We start from the raw sequence: 16,445 nt of genomic DNA, 5'->3' as shown, positions 1-16,445 counted from the left end.
ACGTGTCGGCCATTCCCGAATACAGCGCCTCGTCCATGGACGAGGACCCGGCCCCGGACGAAGCGGTCCTCGACCAGGTCGCGCAGAAGGTGCTGTGGCTCGCGACCTCCATGGTGCACCACGCGAACCGGGTCAGGGCGAACCCGAGCGGCATCAAGGTCGGCGGCCACCAGGCGTCGTCGGCGTCCATGGTGAGCCTGATGACGGCCCTGTGGTTCGACGGGCTCACGGCGGAGGACCGGGTCTCGGTGAAGCCCCACGCCTCACCCGTCCTGCACGCGATCAACTACCTGCTGGGACGCCTGGACGTCAGCTACCTGCCCCGCCTGCGCGAGTACGGCGGGCTCCAGCCGTACCCGTCCCGCACCAAGGACCCGGACCACCCCGACTACTCCACCGGCAGCGTCGGCATCGGCGCCACCGCGCCCGTCTGGGGCGCGATCGCGAGGCGCTACCTCTCCGCCCGCCTCGGCACCGAGGCCGGCGGCCGCCAGATCTCGCTGCTCGGCGACGCCGAGCTGGACGAGGGCGCGATCTGGGAGTGTGTGGCCGACCCCATGGTCGCCCATCTGGGGGAGGTCCTCTGGGTCGTGGACCTCAACCGCCAGTCGCTCGATCGGGTCGTGCCGGACATCGCCGTCGGACGGTGGTCCGGCATGTTCGCCGCCGCCGGCTGGGACGTCGTCGAGGTGAAGTACGGCCGTCAGCTGCACCGCATGTTCACCCGGGCCGGCGGGCAGGCCCTGCGCCGCCGCATCGACGAGATGAGCAACGAGGAGTACCAGTGGCTTCTGCGCACCCCGGCCCAGGACCTGCGCGAACGGCTCATCGGCGGCGGCCCGGACGCCCGCGCGCTGCGACGGGTGCTGCGCGACAGCGATGACGCCGAGCTCGCGGCGCTGATCCGTGACCTCGGCGGGCACGACATGGCGGAGCTGTCGCGGGCCTTCGCCACGGCCGACCCCTCCCGCCCAACGGTCGTGTTCGCGTACACGATCAAGGGCTGGAACCTGCCGATCGAGGGCCACCCGGGCAACCACTCGGCGCTGCTGTCCGACGGCCAGTACCGGCAGCTCGCCGAGCGGATCGGCGCCGATCCGCAGGACCCGTGGCGGCCCTTCGAGGCGGGCTCCGCCGCCGGGCGGCTCTGCGCCCAGGTCGCCGACCGTCTGCGGCGCGGGGAGCCGCTCCGCAGCGAGCCGCCGGCGGTGCCCACCGAGCTCGGCCGGCGCTACAGGGGGCGTCAGTCGACGCAGGCGACGCTGGGACGCGTCCTCGGCGACCTCGCCAGGGACGCGCCGGACGTGGCGGCGCGCGTGGTGACCGTCTCCCCCGACGTCGCGAGCTCCACCAACGCCGGCGGCTGGATCAACCGCGTCGGCGTGTGGTCACCCCGCGAACGCCACGACTGGTTCGCCGAGGACGGCGACCGCCTCATCCGGTGGCGCGAGTCGCCCCGGAGCCAGCACATCGAGCTGGGCATCGCCGAGGTCAACCTGATGGGCCTGCTCGGCGAACTCGGCGCCACCTGGCTGACCATGGGAGAGCCGCTCCTGCCGATCGGCACGATCTACGACCCGTTCGTGGGGCGCGCGCTGGAGCCGTGGTCGTTCGGCACGTACGCCGGCGGGCGGTCCATCCTGGTCGGCACGCCGTCGGGAGTGACGCTCGCCGCGGAGGGCGGCGCGCACCAGAGCGTCGTCACCCCCACGGTCGGCCTGCAGCAGCCCGGCGTCACCACCTACGAGCCGGCCTTCGCGGTGGAGGCCGAATGGTGCCTGCTGCACGCGCTCTCCCGGCTCGGCCGGGCCGACGGAGAGTCGGCCTACCTGCGCCTCACCACGCGGCCGATCGACCAGGAACTGGCCGCTGTCCCCGCCGACGCCTTCGGCAGGGAGCGGCGCCGGCGGGCCGTGCTGAACGGCGGCTACCGCCTGCGGGCCATGCCCGGCGTCCCCGACGTCACCGTGGCCGCCGCCGGCGCCCTGGTGCCGGAGGCGATCGAGGCGGCCGAGCGGCTGGAGGGGGCCGGCGTCGCCTGCGACGTGGTCGTCGTCACCTCCTACGACCTGCTGTGGCGTGCCATGACCGCGGGCCCGTCCGGCGACGGGGCGTGGATCGTGGAGGAGGTGTTCCCGGCCTCCCGCCGTTCGCCGCTTGTCACGGTGCTGGACGGGCACCCGCACACCCTCGCCTTCCTCGGCGCGTTCACCGGGAGCCCGGTGTCCTGCCTGGGCGTTTCGAGCTTCGGCCAGGGCGGCTCACTGGAGGACGTCTACCGCAGCCACCAGATCGACGCGCCGTCCATCGAGGAGGCCGCCCTGAGCCTGCTCCGCCGCACCTCGTGACAGACCGCGCACCCCGGAAGGTCCGGGGTGCGCGCACAGCCATGGACACCGACCTGCCTGTATGCCCGATCAGCCCCTGGAGGCCCACAGGTTGATGCGCCAGGGGCTGTCGCTGTCCACCTTGCAGTGGCCCTTGTAGACATGGATCGCGGCGTTCCCGCAGTCATACCAGCCTTGTGTCGTGCGGGGATAGGTCGCCACGACATACCAGACCTCGGCGGCGGCGGGCGGCGCCGCCGCCGTGGACGCGAAGAGCAACGGACCTACGGCCAGTGCCGCAGTCGCCACGACACGCTTGATCATTTTCATGAGCATTTCCTTCCGAAGAGCTGTTGTCACACGGATCATCCGGACGCGCGAGGACTCGCGGTCCGTCCCGAAACGGGGCGCCGGCCGGAGCTCGGCTCCCTGGTCGTGGCACGTCGGGTTTCGGCCGAGCAGGACGTGCCCTGCTGCAGGTTGAGCCGGTCATGGATCAGGCCCACGTACAGGCAGCCTTCCGCCGCGTTGGGCTCGACGATTCCCCCTTCGTGCCATTCGTTCCACGCGTAGACGCTGACGAAGTTGTCCACGGCCGACAGGTGGGTGGAGCCGGCGATGTCGGTGCGGACCCGGTCCAGGGCCTGGCCGAACCGTTCGGGGGTCTGGTCGGTGTAGAAGCGGATCGCCGCACGGTCGGGGACGAGGTGCGGGTAGCGCGGACGCTCGTCGAATCCGGCCGCCGCGCACCGCATGAACTGCGGCGGAGTCTTCCCCAGGTATCCGGGCAGCTTGGCCACGTAGTCGGCGTAGCTCTTGACCTGGTCGATGGTCACACCGCAGTAGGCGCCGTCGGCGCCCCACCTCGCGGGGGCGCTCGGATCGAGCATCGCCTCCCAGTAGCCGAGCACCAGCACGTCCTCGTTCAGCATGAGCTTCGCCTGCTTCCGCACGGCGTCCGCGAACGCGCGCGTGTCGGCATCGTCGCCCCGGCCGAGTCCGCGCCGGTCGCACAGCCCGAGGATCAGGCGGCCGTCGTTGGCGCGCAGGTAGTGGGGCTGGCTGAAGAACCTGGAGGCGAACCTTTTGGCGACGGTCGTGTAATCGGCCTCGGGTATGTGCAGGCCACCCCAGGGGTGCGCGCAGACGGTGATCGCGAAGTCGATGTCGTGGCGGTTGCGGGCCTGGGCGAACGCCGCCAGTGACGCCTCGAACACCTCCGGCGAGGACTGCCGGGCGCTGTCCCAGTACCAGTAGAACTGGAAGAAGTCGAGACCGGCGGCGGTGGCCTGGCTGATGTGCCGCTCGAGTGTTTCCGGGCGGGAGTCATCGTAGAAGCCGATCTGGGGCCGCAACCGGGAGAAGTCGCCCTCCCAGCCCTGGGTGTCGCGCGGGACCCGCGGGGCGTCGGCGCCGGAGAAGTCCCGCACGCCTCCCCACCAGTCACCTTCCCGGCCGAAGACGCGCTTCGTGGCGGTGATGACGTCCTTCGACAGGGGGTTGAAGGTGCCGAAGTAGATGGCGCCGGCGCGGATCCATTCCGGGTGGGCCCAGCCCAGCGGCCCGTCGACGTGGTAGCCCTGGGCGGCGAGTTCCCGCGTACGATCCTCGAACGCGACCCGCCACTCGCCGGAGCGGCTGAAGCGCATCAGCCGCCGCGTGCCGGGAGCCTGCTGCTTCGACAGGTGTCCGGCGATCCCTTCGTGGACGAATCGCCCCCCGGCCACCAGGCTGTCGCGTTCCTCGGCCGAGGGCGTCAGCAGGTACGCCGATCCGGTGCGCAGCCGGAAGACGGGTTGCGAGCCGGTGAAGGCCGAGGTCCGCCAGTAGCCGATCTGGCCCGGGTCGCGGACGAACCCATGCTGGTGCACCGCCGTGTTCGCCTCGCTGACCGAGAGCGTGTACAGCCGTCCCTTGCCGCCCGGCGCCAGCAGTTCCATCATCGGCACGGGATCACGCACCGCGGCCTCGGCGGCGGAGGTGAGAGTCCGCGCGCCGGGCTTGCGGTCGGCGCCGGAGCCGCCGGCGGCCGGACCGGGCGCGAGCAGGCACAAGCCGAACGTCACGGCCAGTGCCGCTTTCCCCAGATGTCGAATCACACTCCGTCACGTCTCTCGTCGTCGCGGGTTGATCACCGCCGCCGGGCGGCGGAGAGGCCCAGGCGCGTCCGGCGTGACCGCGCCTGTCGCGCCGTCCCCTGCCGTGTCGATCGCCTGACAGCACTGCACCACGGGAAGGTATCGGGCGGGACGGGCCCGGGAGGGCCGGATGTTCGGCTTGTGCCGCTACTGGCGGAAACGGCATGCCGTTTGGCGGATCCCGGTCGGCCTGATCCGGTTCGACGGCATCACGGGGCGTCATCCATGGCCGCTCGCAGGCGGCGCACGCCGTCGGCCAGCTCGGTAAGGTTCGCCGCGGCGGCGAAGTTCAACCTGACGAAGTCGCCCGGCGCTTCGGCGGCGAAGAAGTCCCGGCCGGGGTCGATCGCCACGTGGTGACGCCGGGCCGCTTCGGCGACGTGGCCCAGGCGGCCGGTCCGCGCCCACAGATGCAGGCCTCCCGCGGGGATCTGCGCCACCTGCCAGCCCGGGAGGTGCTCGGCGAGCGCCGCGGCCAGGGTGGCGCAGCGTTCCCGCAGCGCCGCCGCCAGCGCACGCAGGTGCCGGTCCCACGCGGGCGAGCTGAGCAGCTCGATCGCGGCCTCCTGCAGGGGCCGGGCGATGAAGAAGTCGTCGACCAGCCGCATGGCGCGCAGTCTGGCCATCACCGGGCCGCGGGCCACCAGCGCGCCGATGCGCAGGCTCGGCGAGGACGCCTTGGTGAGCGAGGTCGCGTACACCACGACGCCGTCCCGGTCGTCACTGACCAGAGAGGGCGGCAGGGGGCGGCCGTGTCCGAGCAGGCGGGCGAAGTCGTCCTCCAGGACGAAGGCGCCGACGGCCCGTGCCACGTCGACCACCTGACGGCGGCGCTCGGCCGCCAGGACGGTCCCGGTGGGATTGTGGAAGGCCGGCTGGCAGTACAGCAGGCGGGCGCCGGTCATGGCGAACGCCTCCGCCAGCGACTCCGGGCGGACGCCGTCGGCGTCCAGGGGCACCGGCACGGGACGCAGGCCGGCGGCGCGGGCCGCTGACAGTGCCCCGGGGTAGGTGGGCGACTCCACCAGGACGCGATCGCCCGGCGCGGCGATGGCGCGGAACGCCGTCGACAGCGCGCCCTGGCCGCCTCCGGTGATCAGGACGTCGTCGGGGTCCACGCCGGCGGTCCTGGCGAAGACGGCCCGCAGGGCGGGGAGTCCTTCGGCCGGGGCCCGGTCCCAGGCGTCGGGGCGGCGTGAGGCTCTGGCCAGTGCCGCGGCCAGCGCCCTGGCCGGCTGGAGCGACCGGTGCAGGTATCCGCCGGACATGGTGATGGAGCCGGGCGGCGGCGGGCCGAGCATCTGGCTCACCCGGGCGGTGTCGACGCTGCGGTCTCCCAGGGCCAGCGCCTGCCAGGAGGTGTCCCCGGGCGCGGGGCCGCGTCCGGGCCGCCGTCCGGCGACGAAGGTGCCGCTGCCCGGCCGGGTCACCACCAGGCCCTCCGCGGCCAGGAGGGCGTACGCGCGGGTCACGGTCACCGGGCTGACGCCATGGCGGTGTACCAGCTCACGGGCACTGGGGAGCCGGGCGCCCGACGAGAGGCCCGCGATCTCCGCGCGGAGGCTGGCTACGAGCTGATGAGTAGTGTTACTCTCGTTCATGTTAGCTAAGAGTAACGTTTTCCAGTTCACCGAGGAAACACTTCAGGCCCTCCGGGCCGACGCCCCCGCCTCCGCATCGGTCATCCACTTCAACAACGCGGGCTGCGGCCTCCTCCCCCGGCCCGTACTCGAGACGATGATCGATCACCTGCGGCTGGAAGCGGAGATCGGCGGCTACGAGGCCTCCGCCGCCCGCGCCGAGCAGGTGCGCGACTTCTACGTCTCCATCGCCGAGCTCATCGGATGCCGCCCCGAGAACATCGCCTTCGCCGGCAGCGCCACCCACGCCTACAGCAAGGCGCTCTCCGCCATCCCCTTCGAACCCGGCGACGTCATCCTGACCACCCGCAACGACTTCATCTCCAACCAGATCGCCTTCCTCGCCCTGCGCAAGCGCTCCGGCGTCGAGATCGTCCACGCCCCCGACCTGCCCGACGGCGGCGGCGTGGACGTGGCGGCGATGGCGGCCCTCATGCGCGCCAGGCGTCCACGCCTGGTCGCCGCCACCCACGTGCCGACCAACTCGGGCCTGGTCCAGCCGATCGCCGAGATCGGCCGCCACTGCCGCGAACTCGGCCTGCTCTACCTCGTCGACGCCTGCCAGTCGATCGGCCAGTACCCGATCGACGTCGAGGAGATCGGCTGTGACCTGCTCACCTCCACCTGCCGCAAGTTCCTGCGCGGCCCGCGCGGATCGGGCTTCCTGTACGTCTCCGACCGGGTGCTCGCCGAAGGCTACGAGCCGCTGTTCATCGACATGTACGGCGCCCGCTGGGTGGCCGGCGACCAGTACGAGCCGGTGGACTCCGCGGCCCGCTTCGAGGAGTGGGAGTTCCCCTACTCCACCCTGCTGGGCTGCGCGGCGGCGGCCCGTTACGCGCTGAGCATCGGTCTGGAGCCCATCTCCCGGCGCACCCCGGCGCTGGCGGCCCGCCTGCGCGACCAGCTGGCCGCCATCCCCGGCGTCCGGGTGCTGGACCGCGGCGCGCAGCTGGCCGCCCTGGTCACCTTCGACGTCGAAGGCTGGGACCCTCAGCGGTTCAAGTCGGCCGTCGACGCCCGGGGCGTCAATTCGGCGTTGAGCTTCCGCGAGTTCGCCCAGTACGACTTCGCCGACAAGGACGTGGAGTGGGCGCTGCGGCTGTCGCCGCACTACTACAACACCGAAGCCGAGGTCGACACGGTAGTGGAGATGATCGCCGACCTGGCGAAGTCCGCCCCGGTGTGACCGTGACTCCCCGCCCCGTACCGGCACCTCACCAGCGGCCGGCCGCGGTGCGGCGAGCAGCCGTCCCGCCATGGCGATTGGCGGGAAAGCGGCGGTGAATGGCGGTCTACGCGGTGGTGCGTCCCGTCTGGGGGGTGCCACTCTGGCCGCGAGTGTGTTCGCTGACGAAAGGATTTCTCATGAAGCGTGTCATCGCCACGGTGGCGACCGTTCTGGCGATCGGCGGCGGAGTGGCTCTGGCATCCGCCGGCGCCGCCACGGCCGACGACACCGGCAGTGTGCGGATCACCCAGACGACGGACAACCGGGACATGTAGTCTATATTTCCTGGAACCGTGCCGCTCGGCGACGATGCGGCCCCGGGGAGGCTTGAGCGCGCCGGCGGCCCGCACCGGGCCGCCGGCGCGGCCAAGACGCCGGCCGGGTCCTCAGGCGGCCTGGAACCCGCGCGCCATGGCCCGCCGGTACGAGCGCGAACGCCACCATCCCCCGCCCAGCCTCCGCAGTGCTGCGGGCCAGGCCGGGGTGACGTGCCAGGAGAACGGTCCCGAGGGAGAGCTCCACCAGGTGGCGTCTCATCCACCTGGTCGTACCGGCGGGAAAGTTCTCAGGGGACGGCACGTAGCCACGGGGAGGCTCCATGACCTTGCGGGAATTCCTGCTCGCGTATCGACGGCAGACGGGGATCACCCAGCGGGAACTCGCGGCTCGGGCCGGCATCAGCGTGCGGCTGCTCCGCGACCTGGAGCACGGCGTCGCCCTCCGCCCGAACAGCCGCTCCAAGGCCTCGCTCGCCCAGGCGGTCGGCCTGTCGGTCGCCGAGCTCGACCTGCTCCAGCCGAACACGCCGGCAGCCGCCCGGCACCCGCTCCTGCGCGTCGACGTGCTGGGGCCGCTGACCATCCGCGTGCGCGGGAACGCGGTCGACCTGGCGCCTCCCTCGCAGCGCCGCCTTCTCGGGCTGCTCACGCTGCGCGCCGGCCACGTCGTCACGCACACGGAGATCGTCGACTTCCTGTGGGACGCCGACATCCCCGCCTCCTACCTCAACCTCGTGCACGGCCACCTGTCGCGGCTGCGGCGCTTCCTCGGCGACGCCGACACGGGCGCGCAGCTGATCACCCGGACGGGCGCGGGCTACCGTCTGAACCTGGCAGCCGATCAGAGCGACGCGCTGGAGTTCACCGGCCTGCTGGAGCGGGCCGCGGCCCATCGCGCCGCGGGCAGCGCCGATGCCGCGCGTCAGGCGTACGAACAGGCGTTGTCGCTCTGGCGGGGGCAGCCGCTGGCAGACCTTCCCGCCCACACCTTCCAGCACCCCACGGTGGTCGCCCTGGCCAGGCAGCGGCTGACGGCGGTGCTGGAGTACGCCGACCTCGCGCTGGACGCCGGGCACGCCGGACCCGCGCTGGAGCGGCTCCACGAGGTGGCGCACACCGAACCCCTTCACGAAGGGCTGAACGCGCGGATCCTGCTCGCCCTCGCCGCGTCCGGACAGCGGGCGGCCGCGATCCGGCGCTACGACGACCTGCGCGACCGGCTCCGGACCGAGCTGGGTATCGACCCGGGCCCGGAGCTGCGAGACGCCCGCGCCCGCGCCCTGCACCGGGACGACCCACGGGACGACCCGCGGGACGACGTCCGCGACGACGTACGGGTCAGCCACCGGGGCCCCGCCACCGCGCCGCCGCCGGACGCCGCCCGCGCCGCCGTCCCCGCCCAGCTGCCCCCGGACCTCGCCGCGTTCACCGGCCGCCTCGAGCAGCTCGGCATGTTGGACGCGTATCTGTCGGCCGCGGACGCGCACCCGGCGGCGGCCAGGGTCTCGGTGATCAGCGGCACCGCCGGGGTGGGCAAGACGTCGCTGGCCGTGCACTGGGCCCACCGGGTGCGGCGCCGCTTCCCCGACGGGCAGCTCTACTACAACCTTCGCGGCTACTCCGCGCACACCGCCAAGACCGCCGCGGACGCCCTGACCGGCTTCCTGCTCGCCCTCGGGGTCGCGCCGGCGTCCGTGCCGCTCGACGTGGAGGCACGCAGCGCGCTGTTCCGCTCGCTCACGGCCGAGCGCCGGCTGCTGGTCGTGCTGGACGACGTGATCAGCCCCGAAGAGGTCCGTCCCGTCCTCCCGGCCAACTCCGGCAGCGCGGTCGTCGTCACCAGCCGCAACGACCTGTCGGGGCTGCGGGTCCACGACGACGCGCTCATCGTGGAGCTGGACGTTCTCAGCACGCGGGAGGCCGTGACCCTGCTGACCAGGACGCTCGCCCCGCGCGCCGACGACACGCCCGCCCACCTGTTCGAGCAGCTCGCCGAGCTCTGCGCGCGGCTGCCGCTGGCGCTGCGGATCGCGGCGGCCAACATCAGCCGCGGCACCTACGCCACGGTGCGGGACTACGTCACGGCCCTGCGCGAGGGCGACCGGCTGGCCGAGCTGGCCGTTGACGGCGCGCCCGGCGCGGCCGTGGAGGCGGCCTTCGCCCTCTCCTACGCCGCGCTGCCCCCGTCCACGGCCCGGCTGTTCCGGCTGCTCGGCCTGCTCCCGGGCATCGACTTCGGCGTCGAGGCCGCCGCCGCGCTGACCGGCTCCCCCGTACGGGAGATCCGGCGGGAGCTCGCCCGGCTGGCCACCGCCAACCTCGTCGACCGGGTCGAACCCGGCCGGTACCGCTTCCACGACCTGCTGCGCCTGTACGCCGCCGAGCGCGCCACCACGCTGGAGAGTCCGCGGCGCCTGACGGAGGCGAGGCAGCGCCTGTACGACTGGTACCTGCTGAGCGTGCGGGCCGCCGTCGAGCGGAGTCATCCGCACTGGGGAAGGCTGCCTCTGGCCTCCGGCCCGGAGGGGGTGCGGGCGATGGAGTTCGCCGATCTCGCCGCGGCGGCGCGATGGCTGGCCCGCGAGCACGGCAACCTGGTCGCCGCCGTCCACGCCGCGGCCCGTTCCGGGCCGAGGCGGTCGGCGTGGCTGCTCGTCGACGCGATGCGCAGCCACTTCTGGGCGAGCGGCAACATGACCGACTGGCTGTCCTGCGCCCGGGCGGCCGCCACGGCGGCCGAGGAGGAGGGCGAGGCGGCCGGACAGGCGGCGGCCCTGCTGTCCCTCGCCGACGCGCACGCCTTCCACCGGCGGCGCGAGGCACTCTCGCTGTACGAGCAGGCGTTCGAGCTCGCCGTCAAGGGCGACTGGCGGGCCGGCGCCTCCTCCATCGTCAACAATCTCGGCGGCCACCAGGCCCGCTTCGGGAAGCTGCCGGACGCGGTCGGCACGCTGCGGCGCGGCATCGAGCTCGACGAGGAGGACGGCCGGACGGCCTGGCTCGGCGTCAAGCATGTCAACCTCGCGGCGACGTACGCCCAGCTCGGCCTGCTGGAGGACGCCCACAGCCACCTGCTCAAAGCCGTCGATCTCCACCCTGACCTCGACGGCATCATCGCTCTCAACCTCGGCGAGGTGTGCCACCTGCGCGGCAGCTTCGCCGAGGCGCTGCGCCACCTCGGACAGGCGCGCGCCCGCAGCCTGTCGGCCAAGGCCCGCAGCGTGGAGCTGTCCTGCCTGGTCGTGCTGGCCGAGGTGCGCGGTGAGCTGGGCGACCACGACACCGCGCTCGCTCTGGCGCAGGAGGCCCTGGACCGTAGCCGCGACCTGCACGACCGCTACACGCAGGCGCAGGCGCACAACGCGCTGGGCCGCCTCCAGCAGCTGACCGGCCGCCCGGCCCGCGCCGCCGAGCATCACGAGCGCGCCGCCGACCTGGCCGGCGACCCGCACCCGATCGTCAGGGCCTTCGCCCTGGTCGGGCGGGCGGTCGCGGCCGGCGACCTGCGCGACCCCGGCGCGGACGCCTTCGCCGGGCAGGCCCTGCGGATCGCCCGCGAACGATCGTTCCGCATCGTCGAGGGCCAGGCCCGCACCGCGCTCGCCGGCATCGCGCTGGCGGCCGGCGACCTCGCGCAGGCGGAACGGGAGGCGCGGGCGGCACTGGACGTCCACCGCGCGACGGGTCACCGCCTGGGTGAGGCGCGCGCGGCACGCGTGCTCGGCGACGTGCTCACCGGCGCGGACGGGGCCGCGTACCGGCGGGAGAGCGCGCGGCTGCGCCGCGAACTGGGTGTCACCCACCGATCGACGCTCTGACGGCGCGCCGTCCAGGCCCGCCCGGGCCACCACATCCCTGTTCGAAGCGTCCGTCGGCGCTCAGCCCGCCGCGGCCGGCCTGTCCCTCGCCACCTGCCGTGCCGCGGCGGGCTCACCGGGCTCGCTAGTTTCCGGACCTGAACTGATACAGCAGAGGGCCGTTGAGCTCCCACCCCGGCTCGTTGACCAGGATGCTGTTCTTGTGCGCCTCGACGGCCAGGCGCCATCTGCCGTTGTTCGACAGCCGGTACACCTTCACCTCACCGCCGGCCGCGGCCGTTCCCGGCGCGTAGCCGAGCACGCCTTCATCGATGAAGCCGCCCGACTTCACCAACGCATCCCGCTCTCGGGGCGAGGCCGTCACGATGTAGGACGCCTTCTTGGACCAGCGCAGCCGGTACAGCGGCTTGCCGCCGCTGAACGGCGCAGGAGAGATGAAGTACAGCGGAGTCTGCGTGAGCGTCCAGCCGTGCTTGGTGACGGCGTTCCGCTTCTCCGACTCGCTGGCCGTGTAGAAGTATCCCCCGTCCTTGGTGAGCAGTTCGTAGACCTTGACCCGCCGTTCGACGGCGGCGGTCGCTGTGGCCTCCCCGGCGGCCCCGGCCGTCACGCCGGCCGTCACGCCGGCCGTCGCCGGCAGAGCGGCGCCGGCGACGGCCAGCGAGGAGCCGAGCACCAGAGCCAATCCCAGGCCGGTGGCACGAGTCATCCGGCCGGATGAATGGGTCATCTATCCGTCTTCCCTTCGCATGGTCACGTTGAGCCTGCTCGCCGGTGTCGAGGCTCCGATGCGCCGCCGCCCCCAGCGATGCAGACCTGCAACACCCTACGCATCGGCCGGATGTTGGAAGCGTCTGCGCGAAGGACTGTCAGGATCACGACGCTCTCTGGCAGAGACCGCCCGATGGCGACGTGAGCACGCAGGTCAGGGGGCCGTTCAGGGACGATGACGGCCGGGGGGCCGGCGTCCTGTGCCCGCGGAGGCGCGCATGGCCGCGCCCGGTTCGGGGCAGGGCAAGCCGCCGGAGGTGAGATCATGTCCCTGTTGCCCGCACCCGTTGCCCACCGGACCACCGTCGTCGACGGGATCGAGATCTTCTACCGCGAGGCCGGCCCGCCCGGCGCGCCGGTGCTGCTGCTGCCGCATGGCTATCCGTGCTCCTCCTACGAGTTCCGCGACCTGATGGCGGCGCTGGGCGACCGCTGGCGCCTTCTCGCGCCCGACCTGCCCGGCTTCGGCTACAGCGCCACTCCCGAGGACTTCTCCTACACCTTCGCCGGCTACGCCGGCTTCCTCGAACGGTTCACCCAGGTCATGGAGTTGTCCCGGTACGCGCTCTACCTGCACGACTACGGCTCCCAGTTCGGACTGCGGCTGGCGATGCGCGCCCCCGAGCGCGTGAGCGCCCTCATCATCCAGAACGGCGACATCTACGAGGACACGCTCGGGCCCAAGTACGCCTGGCTGAAGGAGCACTGGGCTCATCCCACGCCGGAGGGGCGGGCGAAGGTGGTCGCGCACGTCTCGGAGGAGGGCTTCCGCGGCGAGTTCGTCGGCGAACTGCCCCCGCGTCTGGCCGAGCGGGTGAGCCCGGATCTGTGGACCCTGCACTGGAAGCTGATGAACACCCCTGAGCGGCTGGCCAACGTCGTCAACCTGATCGAGGACCAGGCATCGACGCTCGCGTGGTTCGCCGAGGAGCAGGCGTACCTGCGCGAACACCGGCCCCCGACCCTGATCGTCTGGGGACCGCACGACGGCTACATGCCCGAGGAGTCGGCCAGGGCCTACCTGCGCGACCTTCCGGACGCGGAGCTGCACCTGCTCGACGCCGGTCACTGGGCGCTGGAGACCAGCCTGAACGAGATCGTGCCCCTCGTCCGCGACTTTCTCGGGCGCGTGCTCCCGCAGGAGACGGGGTGTCGGTAAGACTACTGCCACCAGGTACACGCGATTGCGTCAGCGCAGGTCTGTCTGGGGTGCCCGCGGTCGATGGCCGCGGTGGGCGTCCCGCACAATGCCGCGATCAACCGCCTGCCCGGAGCAGACCACAGAGGAGATGTCACCGATGGTCAGTGTCAGCATGGAGACGCCGGAACAGACCGAAGAGCGTCTCCGCCGTGTGATCGCCCAGGCCGATTTTCGCGTGCACGAGGGTGTCTGGTGCTTCGAAGAGTCCCCCATCGACCAGCCGCCGGTGCTCACCAGCGGCACACTGGCCATGGTCCGTGACGACCAGAGTTGGAGCCGCCTGGTCCCAGTCACCCAAGAGCATGAACACATCGAACATTTCGGGATCTTCTCGTTTCACTTTCCCGCCGAGCTCGACAACAGCGGCTTCGTCGGCTGGCTGGCCGGCCAACTCAAGGTGAGACTGGGGACCGGGGTATTCGTCATCTGCGGGAGCAACCGCGCCCGTGGCGGCATCTATGACTATTGGGGTTGCCCGATCGATTTGCTCGACGAAGCCATCGCCGTCGTCAAGGCACTGCGCGCCAGCTGAGCGTGGCCCCGCTCGGCCGCTTCAACTCGGCCGCTTCAACTCGGCCACGAAGTCGCCGATGACCTTCGTCTCCGCGCGGGCGTTGATCCGGTGCACCGTGTCCCCGCCCCGGCAGAACAGGTAGGCGCAGCGCGAACCCGAGCTTGGTCGAGCCCCGCCGACCCCCCGAGACGCGGCATCCGTGAGGACGGCCGTGGACGGGAACACGTCGCGTCAGGATCTGGCGTGGCAGGCACGCCGGTACGCGTGCGGGCCGACACCGTGCCGTTTGGCGAAGTGGAGGCGCAGGACCCCGCCGGAGCCGAAGCCCACCAGGTGAGCGATCTTCTCGACGGACAGGTCCGTCGTCTCCAGCAGTTCTTCGGCGCGGTCGAGCCGTTGGTCGCGAAGCCAGGCCTGCGGCGTGGTGCCGGTGGCCTCGCGGAAGCGGCGGGCGAAGGTGCGCGGGCTCATCAGCGCCTGTCGCGCCAGGTCGTCGACCGACAGGGGGTGTTGCAGCCGGGTTCGCGCCCATTCCAGCAGATCTGTCACGCGGTCGCGGTCCACCGCCGCTCTGCCGGCGGAGCCGGTGTCCGAGGACGGAGCGACGTAGCGTACCTGCCCGTTCTCCCGGCGCGGCAAGGCCAGCACGTCGTGTGCCGCGGTGGTGAAAACGGCCGTGCCGTGCTCGCGACGCAGCAGGTGCAGGAACATGTCGACGCCCGCCAGGCCGTCCGCGCCGGTGACGATGTCCCCTTCGTCGCTGTACAGGACCCCCGGGTCCACCTTCACCCGCGGGTACCGGCGCGCCATCTTCTCGGCCAGGTCCCTGTCGGTGGCGGCCCGGCGGCCGTCCAGCAGACCGGTCCCGGCCAGCAGGAACGACCCGCTGCCGTACGCGGCGATGATGGTCCCGCGACGGTGGGCCTGCCGGAGGGCGTCGATCACCGGCGGCTTCAGCGGCACCAGCGGTTCGTCGGTGGGCAGCACGATGATCAGGTCGGCCGCGGTCATGGCGGCCAGGCCGTGCTGGCCCTCCATGAGCAGACCCAGGTCGGTGCGCAGGCCACGCTCTTCGTCGGAGCAGAAGGTGCAGGTGAAGGCGGGCGGGCCGGCGGCAGGCCTGTCCGCGAACAGCCTGTTGACCAGGCCCAGGCCGAAGGAGCTGACGCCGTGGGTGACGTAGGCGACCACGCACTGGAAGGGCGCCACGACGGGCAGGGAGGGACCGGCCGGCGCGTACGGGCCGGTCTCCTGATGACAATGACCGAAGCCAGACCACAGGACGGGTGTGGTGAGGGTCACCGATGGTTCCTTTCGCACGGAGTTGGTGGCGGACGGCGGGGGCGCGCGAGGGCCTCCTGCGCACGTCCGCTCGCTCACGTTAGGAAGGCCTCCTGGCATCGCCCTGTACGACGTCTGCACCGCGTCGTTCCCGCCGGGCACCATGGGCGCCCCGCTGACCTGGGGATATGCGTGTCCACGGGCGACCCGCGGCGCCGGAGGCGGCGACAACCGGCAAAACCGGATCGCGTGGCGGCCGCCGAGACCGTCCGCTCATCCGGGAGGTTCGGCTGGACTCGCGGGTTGCCTTGACATCAGCGGCAGGGTTTTAGCATCTGCGGATGAAGTTCGGGATCAGCTACAGTTCACCCCACTACGGGACCGACCCTGACAGGCTCGTGGCCTTTGCCCGGCTCGCGGAGGAGTGCGGCTTCGAGTCGCTGCACCTGCCCGAGCACCTCGTGCTCTACCCGGGCGCCATGGTGGGGCCTTACGAGATGCCCCCGTCGGTGCCGTACCTCGATCCACTCGACTGCCTGAGTTTCGTCGCCGCCGCCACGGAGCGGATCCTGCTCGGCACCAGTGTGCTGTTGCTGCCGTACCACCATCCGGTCGCCCTCGCCAAGCGGCTGGCCACCGTCGACGTGCTGTCCAAAGGGCGGATGCGGCTGCTGACCGTCGGGCTCGGCGCGCTGCCGGGCGAGGCGCGTGCCATGGGGGTCGACTACGCCACGCGCGGACGCCGCGCCGACGAGGCCATCGAGGTGCTGCGGCTGCTCTGGGCGGGAGACGAGGACGGCGTCTCCTACTCCGGGGAGTTCTTCGCCTTCGACGCCCTGTGCAGCTTCCCCAAACCGCACCGGGCTACCGGGCTGCCGATCCACGTCGGAGGGTCCAGCCGGGCGGCGGCGCGCCGGGCGGGCAGGCACGGTGACGGATACTTCCCCGGCGGCGCGCTGCACCCCGACGAGCGGGCCGCGCAGTGGGAGCTCGCCCGTGCCAGCGCCACCGAGGCCGGGCGTGACCCCGAGGCGCTGGAGTACACCCGCTTCGGGTCGATCGACATGCAGCTCGAACGGGCCGAGGAGTTCGCCGCGCAAGGGGTGACCCGCCTCGTCGTGAACGCCGCCGCCACCGAGCCGGACGAGCAGCGTGAGGAGCTGACGGCGTTCGCCGAGCGGTTCAGGCTTCTCCAGCGCTGACCCGCGGCAGTCGCACCGGTCCCCTGCCCCGGCATCCGATGGAA

General features: G+C 72.2%; 12 protein-coding genes. 7 read left to right on the top strand and 5 right to left on the bottom strand.

Annotated features, from left to right (window positions below; translation table 11 throughout):
* Positions 1–2 precede the first annotated feature (2 nt).
* The gene (locus tag ACQEUU_RS20880; RefSeq protein WP_433068317.1) at positions 3–2,348 is read left to right on the top strand and encodes a transketolase-like TK C-terminal-containing protein; all 2,346 of its coding nucleotides are present in this window, start codon (positions 3–5) and stop codon (positions 2,346–2,348) included.
* A gap of 69 nt (positions 2,349–2,417) precedes the next feature.
* Here the strand turns inward: ACQEUU_RS20880 and ACQEUU_RS20875 are convergent, their stop codons facing one another.
* The 3 genes from ACQEUU_RS20875 to ACQEUU_RS20865 form a co-directional block, all read right to left on the bottom strand.
* Entirely contained in the window at positions 2,418–2,657 is a 240-nt protein-coding gene (locus tag ACQEUU_RS20875) for a hypothetical protein (protein ID WP_433068315.1), read from the bottom strand.
* Between the two features lie 35 nt (positions 2,658–2,692).
* Entirely contained in the window at positions 2,693–4,393 is a 1,701-nt protein-coding gene (locus tag ACQEUU_RS20870) for a glycoside hydrolase family 99-like domain-containing protein (protein ID WP_433068314.1), read from the bottom strand.
* 281 nt (positions 4,394–4,674) lie between these two features.
* Positions 4,675–6,066, bottom strand: a complete 1,392-nt coding sequence (locus ACQEUU_RS20865; RefSeq protein WP_433068312.1) for a PLP-dependent aminotransferase family protein — start codon at positions 6,064–6,066, stop codon at positions 4,675–4,677.
* On the opposite strand from ACQEUU_RS20865, the gene ACQEUU_RS20860 reads away from it, so the two are divergent.
* The 3 genes from ACQEUU_RS20860 to ACQEUU_RS20850 all read left to right on the top strand — a co-directional run bounded on the left by ACQEUU_RS20860 (position 6,065) and on the right by ACQEUU_RS20850 (position 11,432).
* A complete protein-coding gene (locus tag ACQEUU_RS20860) occupies positions 6,065–7,294 on the top strand; it encodes an aminotransferase class V-fold PLP-dependent enzyme (RefSeq protein ID WP_433068310.1) in 1,230 nt (409 codons plus the stop codon). The two genes, ACQEUU_RS20865 and ACQEUU_RS20860, sit on opposite strands and share 2 nt — an antisense overlap.
* A gap of 179 nt (positions 7,295–7,473) precedes the next feature.
* Complete coding sequence (locus tag ACQEUU_RS20855; RefSeq protein ID WP_433068308.1) at positions 7,474–7,611, top strand: hypothetical protein; 138 nt, start codon at positions 7,474–7,476, stop codon at positions 7,609–7,611.
* Between the two features lie 323 nt (positions 7,612–7,934).
* Entirely contained in the window at positions 7,935–11,432 is a 3,498-nt protein-coding gene (locus tag ACQEUU_RS20850; RefSeq protein WP_433068306.1) for a BTAD domain-containing putative transcriptional regulator, read from the top strand.
* A 124-nt stretch (positions 11,433–11,556) separates the two neighbouring features.
* Here ACQEUU_RS20850 and ACQEUU_RS20845 read toward each other — a convergent pair whose 3' ends face one another.
* Entirely contained in the window at positions 11,557–12,141 is a 585-nt protein-coding gene (locus ACQEUU_RS20845) for a hypothetical protein (protein ID WP_433068305.1), read from the bottom strand.
* 327 nt (positions 12,142–12,468) lie between these two features.
* Here ACQEUU_RS20845 and ACQEUU_RS20840 point away from each other — a divergent pair, with 327 nt between their 5' ends.
* Positions 12,469–13,362 (top strand): alpha/beta fold hydrolase, encoded by an 894-nt coding sequence (locus ACQEUU_RS20840; protein WP_433068303.1) that lies wholly within the window; start codon positions 12,469–12,471, stop codon positions 13,360–13,362.
* A 139-nt stretch (positions 13,363–13,501) separates the two neighbouring features.
* Positions 13,502–13,936 carry a DUF6196 family protein gene (locus ACQEUU_RS20835; RefSeq protein WP_433068301.1) on the top strand — a complete coding sequence of 145 codons (435 nt, stop codon included), beginning with the start codon at positions 13,502–13,504 and terminating at the stop codon, positions 13,934–13,936.
* A 213-nt stretch (positions 13,937–14,149) separates the two neighbouring features.
* Here the strand turns inward: ACQEUU_RS20835 and ACQEUU_RS20830 are convergent, their stop codons facing one another.
* Positions 14,150–15,127: a GlxA family transcriptional regulator gene (locus ACQEUU_RS20830; RefSeq protein WP_433068299.1), complete on the bottom strand. Its 978-nt coding sequence runs from the start codon at positions 15,125–15,127 to the stop codon at positions 14,150–14,152.
* Positions 15,128–15,540: 413 nt separating this feature from the next.
* On the opposite strand from ACQEUU_RS20830, the gene ACQEUU_RS20825 reads away from it, so the two are divergent.
* Positions 15,541–16,401 carry a TIGR03619 family F420-dependent LLM class oxidoreductase gene (locus ACQEUU_RS20825; RefSeq protein WP_433068297.1) on the top strand — a complete coding sequence of 287 codons (861 nt, stop codon included), beginning with the start codon at positions 15,541–15,543 and terminating at the stop codon, positions 16,399–16,401.
* Positions 16,402–16,445: the final 44 nt, after the last annotated feature.

The organism is Nonomuraea sp. CA-218870 (assembly GCF_050936535.1).
GTDB classification, from domain to species: domain Bacteria; phylum Actinomycetota; class Actinomycetes; order Streptosporangiales; family Streptosporangiaceae; genus Nonomuraea; species Nonomuraea corallina.
The sequence above is the reverse complement of the archived record's forward strand: the minus strand, read 5'-3'. Positions and strand labels throughout refer to the sequence as shown.